Below are 9351 nucleotides of genomic sequence, written 5' to 3' on the forward strand. Positions count from 1 at the left end.
GGGGCGCCGCTCCGCCAAATGGATCGGCGCCGCAGAAGGGTGTTCCGAAGGACGTTTCGAGTGTCCCTCACGAAACTTCCGCCGCACCGGCGTGCCCGGAGCGAGGATCGATACCGACCGGACGTTTCGTGAGGAATTCTAAGCTAGGGATGTGCGTGTCGATGTATCGTCAGCGACATGGATATTTCCCGTCCTTGCGGAGAGGGTCACACGAAGTCTTTCCAAATAGCCGGGGCGCCGCGACCGTCGGTGCGCACGTTTCATGAGAGCCCGACACATCACGTCAGTGGAAGACTGCCGGTCGAACTCCTGAAATTCTCTACAGGAATAATCATTTCTCTTCGGTTGAGCCGCTGTCAAGCGCTATTGCGGCTCCCCCTCGAGCGAACAGTGGAATTGCATCGAAATTTTCCATGAGAATTGATTTTCGGGCAGATGTGACCAGTAAATGGGCATGGATGTTTGCCGATCACGGGCATGACGAGAGATCGGACCGCGATGGGCCTTCTCGATTCGAGCGGATGGTCGACATGGCCTCTCGCTTTCGCGCGCGCGCCCTGCGACCCTGCGCATCCCGCACGGGAGTGCGGACCATGACGGCAGCGGGTGCCGAAACACGTGTCCGCCGCCCATCGAACCGGCATCCGACCCATTGGCCGAAACTCCTTGGCCGGGACTTCGGTCGAAAACGGCGATTGACATTGTTGTTCTCTTGGAGAAAATGAAATTCTCTTAAAGAACCAGATCGCCGCGCAAGCAAGACGGAGCCGGCTTTGTCGACGGGACTGAATTCGTCCTCTGGTTCGGCGCGGTCCGCTCCGGCCGCCGCCCCGCCCATTGTCGAGTCGAGGTCGATGTCAGATCAGTCCATCAAGAGCCGACCGGTCTATCAATCGCTGGCGATGGATCTGTCCGGGTTGCGCCACCTGTTGGTGTCGGATTCGCCCGCCTACCGCTTCGAGGCCCCGCCCGACAGGGAGGTGGAGGTCTGGTTCGTCGCAGGCCCCGACCAGGAGGGCCGGATCCCACCCTCCGAGACCGTTCACGAACGAGGGTTCCGTTCGCCGAGGCACCTCATTGATCGCCTCGACCATCGCCTCGCGCAGGAGCGCATGGGTCTGCGGCTCTACGTGAGCGGGACCGAGGATTTCCTGTGGGACGTCTTCAACACGGCGCAGCGCGCGGGGATGACCAAGCAGGAGATCTTCCAGTGCCATTCCGGCACACGAGCGCGGCGCGTGGCCTGCGTCCATTGCCGGACCTTCAATCACGGCGTGACGACCACCATCGTCCGATGCGACGGCTGCGGCGCCAACCTGTTCGTGCGGGATCATTTCTCGCGGCGCCTGTCGGCCTTCATGGGGGTCAAGATCGATGCCGAGGTCGCCGGCGAAGTCCCTCCGGCAGAGCAGGCCTATTCATGATCCTCGACGGCAAGCTGTCGGCGCGCGTCGCCGAGATCGAACGCCTGAGCCCGACGCTGAAGCGGTTCCGCTTCGTTCCCGAGAAGGGCGGGGCGTTTCCCACATCGCCGCCGGGGGCGCATGTCCTCGTCACCCTGCGGGGGCCGGACCGGGTCTGGCAGAACGCCTATTCGCTGGTGACGCCGCCCGATCAGCGCGATCACTACGCGATCGTCGTCCGCCGGGTTCCGGACTCGCGCGGCGGCTCCCACTTCCTGCACGACAGGCTCGAGATCGGTGACGCCGTCGAGCTGAGCGCGCCGGCCAGCCTGTTCCCGATCGCGTCGCTCGCCCGCAAGCACATCCTGATCGCCGGCGGCATCGGGCTGACGCCGTTCCTGTCCTACCGGCCGGTCCTGGCGTCGCGCGGCGCCGCCTACGAACTGCATCAGTTCTGCGCCCCCGACGAGGTCGAGACCTTCCGGGGCCTGCTCGGCTCGGACGCGGCCGGCATCCACGTCCATGGCGTCGGACGGGGAGAGCGGCCGGATCTCGCCGCCCTCCTCGCCGATCAGCCGCTGGGAACCCATGTCTATACCTGTGGGCCTCAGGGCCTGATGGACGCGGTCGAGGAGACGGCGCGCGGCCTCGGCTGGACGCCGCACGCGATCCACCGCGAGAGTTTCGGCGGGGACAAGGGCGGCGAGCCGTTCACCGTCACCCTGGCGCGGTCCGGCCGGTCGATCGCGGTCGGGGCCTCGCAGACCCTGCTCGAAGCGCTGGAGGGCGAAGGCATCGAGGCTCCGTGCCTCTGCCGGGGGGGCGCCTGCGGCGTCTGCCTCCTGCCCCTCGTGGAGGGCATCCCCGATCACCGGGATCACGTCCTGTCCGATGCCGAGAAAGCGGAGGGCCGCCTCATCGCGACCTGCGTCTCGCGGGCCAGATCCGAGACCCTGGTGCTCGATTTTTAAGACCGGACGACCGCGCGGCGGCGGGCATCCGCCGAACGCATCGATGCCGGCCGTCGGCCGGGATCGGCGCCGCTTGGTAAAGGGAAGCTGAGATGGGTATTCAGTTCAAGACCGACGAGACGTTCCGGGACGACTTCTCCTACCGGAACAGCGACGCGGCAGTGCTCCGCTTCCCGTTTCCGTTCGGCGAAGACAAATATATGTACTCGGTCAACATCGAGCCGCATGTGAAGGCGGGCACGTCGCCGGCCTTCGAACACGCGTTCGACGTGGACGAACATTACGTCGCCGAATGCCGCGAGCGCGCGATCGTCCTCGATCACGACCCGAAGCGATGCCAGGTGCTGGCGCACATGATGCCGGCGCAATGGGACACGCTCGAACTCCTGATGGAGAGCCTGTCGGCGGATTACCCCGAGCATTTCAGCCTGACGCGGGACGGCACCGCCTGGCACTGGATCAACCGCCCCCTGGGCCTCGACCAGCGCTTCGTCTTCGGCGACGCGTCCACCCTGCCCTGCGAGCCGTTCGAGTACATCACCCGGCAGGCTCAGGGGGACTTCACCCTGCAGGATCAGCGGGACGACAACCTCTACGTCGATGGCGGCATGGTCACCACGCAGGCGGATTGGTCGCTGGAATTCGATATCGGCATGAGCTTCCACGAGTGGCACGGGCCGGTGCCGCTGGCGCACGAGATCGGGGTGTTCGACCGGGCGCTGCAATATCTGCTGCGGCTGCAGTACGGGCATCCCGTCCGCCGGCTGAACTGGACGATGACGATCAACCCGCGCCTCGACACGTCGCCCGAGAACTATCCCGATTGGGGGCCGGACCGCACCACCGTGACCCCGGAGAACATCGCGGGCAAGCTCCACCTGCGCGTGGAACTGCAGACCCTGTTCCGCCTGCCGCGCTCCAACGCGATCCTGTTCGGCATCCGCTGCTACCTGATCAGCCTGCAGGACATCGAGCGGGTGGAGAAGTGGCGCAAGCGCCTCCACCGCGTCCTGGCGAGCCTCCCGCCCGAACTCGTCGAGTACAAGGGCCTGACCCGGTTCCACGGCATGGCGGTGTCGCGCCTGGCCGCCCTGGACGACGGGGCGCCCCTGTCCCTCGGCATCCAGCCGGACCAGGCCCGCCTCGAATAAGACCCCCTCATCCTGAGGGACCCTTTGCTCGAGCAAATGGTCTCGATGGAGCCCTCCAGTGATCGCGCGATCCCTAGAGCTGTGCCCGACCACGTTGGGTCGGGACACAGCTCTGGGCCTTTGACTGCCGCGCTCTTTTTCGCCGAACCGGCATCCACTTCGGCGGAGAGCGCTCTAACGGGCTCCTTCGAGGCCGCTACGCGGCACCTCAGGATGAGGTGAATCCTTGGAAAGACGACTTAAACAGGCTTTTAGATCATGTGCGCCATGCCCATGGCCCTGAGCACGTCGTTCTGAATGGGAGCGACCGCCTCGTTGATGCGCGCGACGCCGAAATCCATGCCCTCGGGCATCACGACCGTGCGCAGGGGACGCCGCTCCGTTGCCTCGACCAGCCCTGCGATCGCATCGGCGACCCGTTGCGGGCGCGGCGGATGGGCGGGATCGTAGGGCTGTTCGGCATGGGCCTTGATCTGACCCGGGATCGCCGCGACCTCGCCATAAGAGGCCAGGACCCCCGCATCGGACGGTTCGGGGCTCGACGAGATGAGGTTGCTCGGGAACTGGCCCGGCTCGACGATGACCGAATCGATCCCGAAGCCGCCGAGCTCGTAGCGATAGGTCTCCGCCAGTGCCTCGAGCGCGAACTTGCTCGCCGCATAGACACCGAAGAAGGGAATGACGAATCGCCCCATCAACGACGTGATCTGCACGAGAAGTCCGCTGCCGGCAGCGCGCATATGCGGCAGGACGGCCCGATTGGTGCGAATGGCCCCGAAGACATTGACCGCGAACAGCCGTTCGACATCGGCGATCGTATAGGCTTCCGTCACACCGATCGGCATCAGGCCGGCGTTGTTGACCAGAACGTCGATCCTGCCGTGCTGGGCAATGACGTGACCGATGGCGGCCTCGACCGACTCGTCGCTGGCCACATCCATTTCGAGAACCTGCAGCGGATTCCCGTCCGCCTTCGCGGCGTCGATCAATTCGCTCCGGACCGCGCTATTCCGGCCCTCGACGTCACGCATGGTCGCGATGACGGTATGACCCCGCCTCGCGAGCTCTAGGACCGTGAGCTTCCCGAAACCACTGCTCGCGCCGGTCACGACAACGACTTTACCGCTCATCACTCAACCCTTCCGATTGTCGTCCCAGCCGTGCCTTCGGTCAGGAACCGCGTCGGCTGCCCATGGGGCGGAGCCGTTCCTGTCCGGGCCGCGCTGTACGCCCGCCACTCCTCTAGCGTAGATTGCCATTCGGCTTTAGACCCAGTTATTCGCTTCTTTGTTGCCTGTAGCGCTACAATCCACGTAGCAGGCCGTGCGGGACCGGGCGACCGATGCGAGACAAGTTCGATGGCGTGCAGATCTTCGTGGAGGCGGTGGAGGCCGGAGGGTTCGCGCGGGCGGCCGACCGGCTGGCCCTGTCACGCTCCGCCGTCGGCAAGGCCGTGGCGCGCCTCGAAGAGCGGCTCGGCGTGCGGCTGTTCCAACGGACCACGCGAACGCAGAGCCTGACGGAAGCCGGGCAGCAATTCTACGAACATTGCCTGCGGGCCGTCGAAGAAATGCGCACCGGCGAGGCGCTCCTCGAATCGGGCCGCCGGGAAGTCGCGGGGTGCTTGAGGATTTCGATGCCCGTTCTCCTCGGTCGGCGCTGCGCGGCGCCGATCCTGCTCGACTACGCCAAGGCGCATCCGAAGCTGGAACTCGAGTTGAACTTCAGCGACCGGGTCGTCGATCTGATCGCCGGAGGCTTCGATCTCGGATTGCGCTTCGGCGCGCTCGGCAACAACAGCTCCCTGCGTGCCCGGCGGCTGGTGACGGAACGCATGGTGCTGTGCGCTGCCCCGTCCTACCTCGCCGCGCGCGGACGGCCGGACGACATTGCCGATCTGGCCGGGCACGACACGCTGGTCTATGCGCGCGGCGACCGCGGCTATGTCTGGCGCCTGCCGGATGCCGGCGGGGTCCTCGTCCCCGTTTCCCCCCATGCCAGGCTTCGGTTCGACGACGTCGAAGTCATCCTGGCCGCCGCCAAGGCCGGGCTCGGCCTCTGCTGGCTCCAGCATTGGCTGATCCGCGACAGCCTGCAGGCGGGCGAACTCGTCCAGCTCTGGGCGAACCGCCCCTACGCGACCATGGATTGCTACGCCGTCTGGCCCGCGGCACGGTATCTGCCGCTGCGGTCGCGCCTCGCCATCGACGCGCTCGCCAGCCGGATGCCGAGGGACGACATCCTCCATCGCGCATCACGCAACGGCGACGAGGAGGACGCCGATGCCGATGGCGGCGACGTCCTCACCGTCGACCCCGCCGCCGGCACACCGCCAAAGGCTGCAAAACTCAAGACACCCGAATCGTTTCCGTGAAGGGCGCAGCCACGAGGGGAAGGAGGGCAGGGCGGCGCAGCCGGCGAACCATGTGAACGTCGTTCCCCCTCAGGCCGAGGGGAAGAACGGGCTGAACTTCTTGATGAGATCGCGCTCGGAGGTGACCTCCGCCTTCCGGTAGATGCGGATCTTGCAGTTCTTGACGGTGCCCTTGCCGATCCCCAGGCTCTGCGCGATCTGGCCCGTGGCCTGGCCTTTCATCGTCAAGGTCAGGATGTCCCGCTCACGCGGGGTCAACGCCACCAGCACCTCCGCCGCCGCCGGGTAGCCCACCGATTCGTCCTGCGGCGCGGGCTTCGGCCCGAGCATGAAGATCCGGCCGCCCGGCGCCAGGGCGAAGTCCCGGTCGAAGACCTCCGATGTGATCACGTGATCGCGCGCATGGACCGTGCGGATGGCGTCCGACGGCGCCAGGGTCTCGAGCATCGGCAGGATCGAGGCATCCGACTGGACGGCCCGCTTCCAGGATTCGTTGGCGAACACCTCCACGTCGTGCCGGTCGCGGATCAGGGTCGGCCGGTTGAGGAGCCCCTCCGCCTGCGTCCCGTCGGTGTAGCGCAGGTTGCTGAACAGATGGCCGAGATGGCTCCGGTGGCATCCCTCCAGGGCGGGAAAGACCAGCTTGGCCCGCCGGATGTCCTCCTGCGAGAACACGCCTCGCTCGCGTTCGAGGAACAACCCGAAGCAGCAATGCCCCACCGTCGAGAAGAACATGCCGAGCTCGTCGGAAATGTTCGCGGCCGGCCTGAATATCTTGCCGTAGAGGATCGATTCCGGGCTGCTGTTCCCGATCTCCGACAGGGTCAGGATGCCCGGCTTACCGCCGTTCTTCCAGTAGAGGGAGAACGGATCGATGCGAAGGCACTTCTTGTTGTAGAACTCCACGATCTCGCTCGGAACCCCGGTCGTGTAGAGCACGTCGGGCGGGGCCACCCGCGAGTACCGGATGATCCATCCCGAATCGCTTTTCACGCAGAGGGCGAACAGGGACAGCAGGTTCCGGTGAAAGTGCTCGGTCCCGATGGATGCGGCGACGTCGCCCAACCGGCTGTACCATTCGGCGGTGGCCAGCGGATCGGGTCCGCTCCGGGTCGGTTCGTCCTTCATCCTGAAACGGTGCCATTCCCCATGAAGCAGGCGCGTCGTCGCGGCGCCCGGCCTCGGACCCGAGCGGCCCGCGAGATGTGTGAATACCGTAGCCCCGCCGGGAAAGGGATAGGCCCGCGCCGGACGCCCGGGACGTGCCGCCCGGTTCGACCGGGATACCTGGCATGGTTCTCGCTTAACAGTAACCCCCCTTTTCGTTTGCAATGCACAACTGAGCGACGACAGTAGTGCCAACAGTCACTATTGCACCGTCATTTCTCAGCGGCGTATAAATTTTCTCAGCAGGAATGCTCCGCCGAGGTTTCGCCCTCGCCGGATCTATCCTCGGGGGAGAATGGTCTTTGGCGGGCGTCCGGCACCGATCGGGAACCCGCCATCGGGAGACCCGGACCGCCCGGCTCACGAGACATAGAACGGGGATCTGATCATGAAGAAGCGGGTTGCGATCATCGGCGCGGGTCCGAGCGGCCTCGCCCAGCTGCGCGCCTTCGAGGCGGCGCGGCGCGCGGGCGAGGAGATCCCCGAGCTCGTCTGTTTCGAGAAGCAATCCGATTGGGGCGGTCAGTGGAACTACTCCTGGCGCACCGGCCTCGACGAGAACGGCGAGCCGGTCCACAGCAGCATGTATCGCTACCTCTGGTCGAACGGCCCGAAGGAGTGCCTCGAATTCGCGGATTACTCCTTCGAGGAGCATTTCGGCCGGCCGATCCCGTCCTATCCGCCGCGCGCCGTGCTGCATGATTACATCGCCGGCCGCGTCGCGCGCAGCGACGTACGCAAGTACATCCGTTTCTGCACCCCCGTCCGCTGGGTGAGCTATTCGGAGGAGACCGGCCGGTTCACCGTGACGGCGAAGGACCTGATCAAGGACGAGCATCAGGTCGAGGACTTCGACTACGTCGTGGTGGCCAACGGCCACTTCTCGGTGCCCAACGTTCCGAGCTTCGAGGGGCTCGAATTCTTCCCCGGCCGCGTGATGCACGCGCACGATTTCCGCGTCGCCGACGAGTTCGCCGGCAAGCGCCTGCTGATGATCGGTGCGAGCTACTCGGCGGAGGATATCGGCACGCAGTGCATCAAGTACGGCGCCACGTCGATCACCTTCAGCTACCGCACCAAGCCCATGGGCTTCGACTGGCCGGCGGGGTTCGAGGAGAGGCCGCTTCTGGAGAAGCTCGTCGGCAACACGGCCTATTTCAAGGACGGCAGCGACACCGAGGTCGACGCGATCATCTTCTGTACGGGCTACAAGCACACCTATCCGTTCCTGCCGGACGACCTGCGGCTGAAATCCCACAACTGCCTCTACCCGGCGGGGATCTACAAGGGCATCTTCTGGCAGTCCAACCCGAACCTGATCTATCTCGGGATGCAGGACCAGTATTATACCTTCAACATGTTCGACGCCCAGGCCTGGTATGCCCGCGACTACATGATGGGCAAGCTGGCGCTGCCGGGTCCGGAGGAGCAGGAAGCCGACATCGCCAAATGGCTGGCCTATCAGGACACGCTCACCAACCCGTTCGAGGCGATCGACTTCCAGACGGAATACGTCCGCGAACTCCTGGCGGCGACCGACTATCCGCATCTCGACGTGGACAAGGTCGCCGAACTGTTCAAGGAGTGGGAGCACCACAAGATGGAAGGCATCCTCACCTATCGCGACCGGTCCTACCGCTCGACCATCACCGGAACTCTGTCGCCGGCCCATCACACCACATGGATGAAGGCGATGGACGATTCGCTCCAGGCCTTCATGGGTCTGCCCCAAGCCGCGGAATGAGCGCGGAGCTGTATTGGAGCCTGTTTGAGGTGTTTATCCAAGACTTGACCTCATCCTGAGGTGCCGCGTAGCGGCCTCGAAGGAGGGTTCCAGGGATCGCGCGACAACTGGAGGCCTCCTTCGAGGCCCGCTGACGCGGGCACCTCAGGATGAGGAGGTCGGCCTGGATGATCGACTTTGGCAGCCGATTTACTTTGGCATGAGCATCCGCTGCAAAATCCGATCAAGCAGGCTCTTCGCGCGTAACCGTGTTGGAATCACGCCGTTCCCCGGCCTCACCGGGGAGCGGCCTCCGATGGCGATGACGGCCCCGAGCGGGGCGCGTCGGCCCGCATCCGTTGCGACCCGTTCACCCTGGATAGACGAATGAACCAGATCTGGATGCAGCCCGAGGGCGCGTGGGGGGCAAGGTCGCCGCGCACGCTCTCGTTCTCGGCGAGGGGAGGGGCCTGTGCCTTCTTCGAGGTCGAGGCCGGGGATCGCCTGCGCATCGTCGACCCGGAGGGGCGCCAGCCCGCCCGGCTCTATGCCGGCCCCGGCG

Annotated in this window: 7 protein-coding genes; 5 read left to right on the plus strand and 2 right to left on the minus strand. The window is 65.4% G+C overall.

The features are described 5' to 3' along the window. The first annotated feature begins 854 nt into the window (after positions 1-854). From FV220_RS08885 to FV220_RS08895, 3 genes are all read left to right on the plus strand, one after another. Complete coding sequence (locus FV220_RS08885; protein ID WP_147830807.1) at positions 855-1424, plus strand: dimethylamine monooxygenase subunit DmmA family protein; 570 nt, start codon at positions 855-857, stop codon at positions 1422-1424. Beyond that, positions 1421-2374 (plus strand): PDR/VanB family oxidoreductase, encoded by a 954-nt coding sequence (locus FV220_RS08890; protein WP_147830809.1) that lies wholly within the window; start codon positions 1421-1423, stop codon positions 2372-2374. Before FV220_RS08885 ends, FV220_RS08890 begins: the two co-directional genes overlap by 4 nt. Before the next feature lie 92 nt (positions 2375-2466). Continuing rightward, the gene (locus FV220_RS08895; protein ID WP_147830811.1) at positions 2467-3525 is read left to right on the plus strand and encodes a DUF3445 domain-containing protein; all 1059 of its coding nucleotides are present in this window, start codon (positions 2467-2469) and stop codon (positions 3523-3525) included. A gap of 251 nt (positions 3526-3776) precedes the next feature. Here the strand turns inward: FV220_RS08895 and FV220_RS08900 are convergent, their stop codons facing one another. Continuing rightward, a complete protein-coding gene (locus tag FV220_RS08900) occupies positions 3777-4655 on the minus strand; it encodes an SDR family oxidoreductase (protein ID WP_026175962.1) in 879 nt (292 codons plus the stop codon). A 212-nt stretch (positions 4656-4867) separates the two neighbouring features. On the opposite strand from FV220_RS08900, the gene FV220_RS08905 reads away from it, so the two are divergent. Next, entirely contained in the window at positions 4868-5899 is a 1032-nt protein-coding gene (locus tag FV220_RS08905) for a LysR family transcriptional regulator (RefSeq protein ID WP_056142229.1), read from the plus strand. 69 nt (positions 5900-5968) lie between these two features. Here FV220_RS08905 and FV220_RS08910 read toward each other — a convergent pair whose 3' ends face one another. After that, entirely contained in the window at positions 5969-7027 is a 1059-nt protein-coding gene (locus FV220_RS08910; RefSeq protein WP_147830813.1) for a LuxR C-terminal-related transcriptional regulator, read from the minus strand. Positions 7028-7454: 427 nt separating this feature from the next. Here FV220_RS08910 and FV220_RS08915 point away from each other — a divergent pair, with 427 nt between their 5' ends. Beyond that, positions 7455-8810 carry an NAD(P)/FAD-dependent oxidoreductase gene (locus FV220_RS08915; protein WP_147830815.1) on the plus strand — a complete coding sequence of 452 codons (1356 nt, stop codon included), beginning with the start codon at positions 7455-7457 and terminating at the stop codon, positions 8808-8810. The last annotated feature ends 541 nt before the right edge of the window (positions 8811-9351 follow it).

The sequence above is a fragment of the Methylobacterium sp. WL19 genome (assembly GCF_008040005.1).
Taxonomy (GTDB): Bacteria; Pseudomonadota; Alphaproteobacteria; order Rhizobiales; family Beijerinckiaceae; genus Methylobacterium; species Methylobacterium bullatum.

Excerpts from the sequence above, each read along its gene's own strand:
- FV220_RS08885 (WP_147830807.1), top strand. The coding sequence starts at position 855 with ATGTCAGATCAGTCCATCAAGAGCCGACCGGTCTATCAATCGCTGGCG.
- FV220_RS08890 (WP_147830809.1), top strand. The coding sequence starts at position 1,421 with ATGATCCTCGACGGCAAGCTGTCGGCGCGCGTCGCCGAGATCGAACGC.
- FV220_RS08895 (WP_147830811.1), top strand. The coding sequence starts at position 2,467 with ATGGGTATTCAGTTCAAGACCGACGAGACGTTCCGGGACGACTTCTCC.
- FV220_RS08900 (WP_026175962.1), bottom strand. The coding sequence starts at position 4,655 with ATGAGCGGTAAAGTCGTTGTCGTGACCGGCGCGAGCAGTGGTTTCGGG.
- FV220_RS08905 (WP_056142229.1), top strand. The coding sequence starts at position 4,868 with ATGCGAGACAAGTTCGATGGCGTGCAGATCTTCGTGGAGGCGGTGGAG.
- FV220_RS08910 (WP_147830813.1), bottom strand. The coding sequence starts at position 7,027 with ATGAAGGACGAACCGACCCGGAGCGGACCCGATCCGCTGGCCACCGCC.
- FV220_RS08915 (WP_147830815.1), top strand. The coding sequence starts at position 7,455 with ATGAAGAAGCGGGTTGCGATCATCGGCGCGGGTCCGAGCGGCCTCGCC.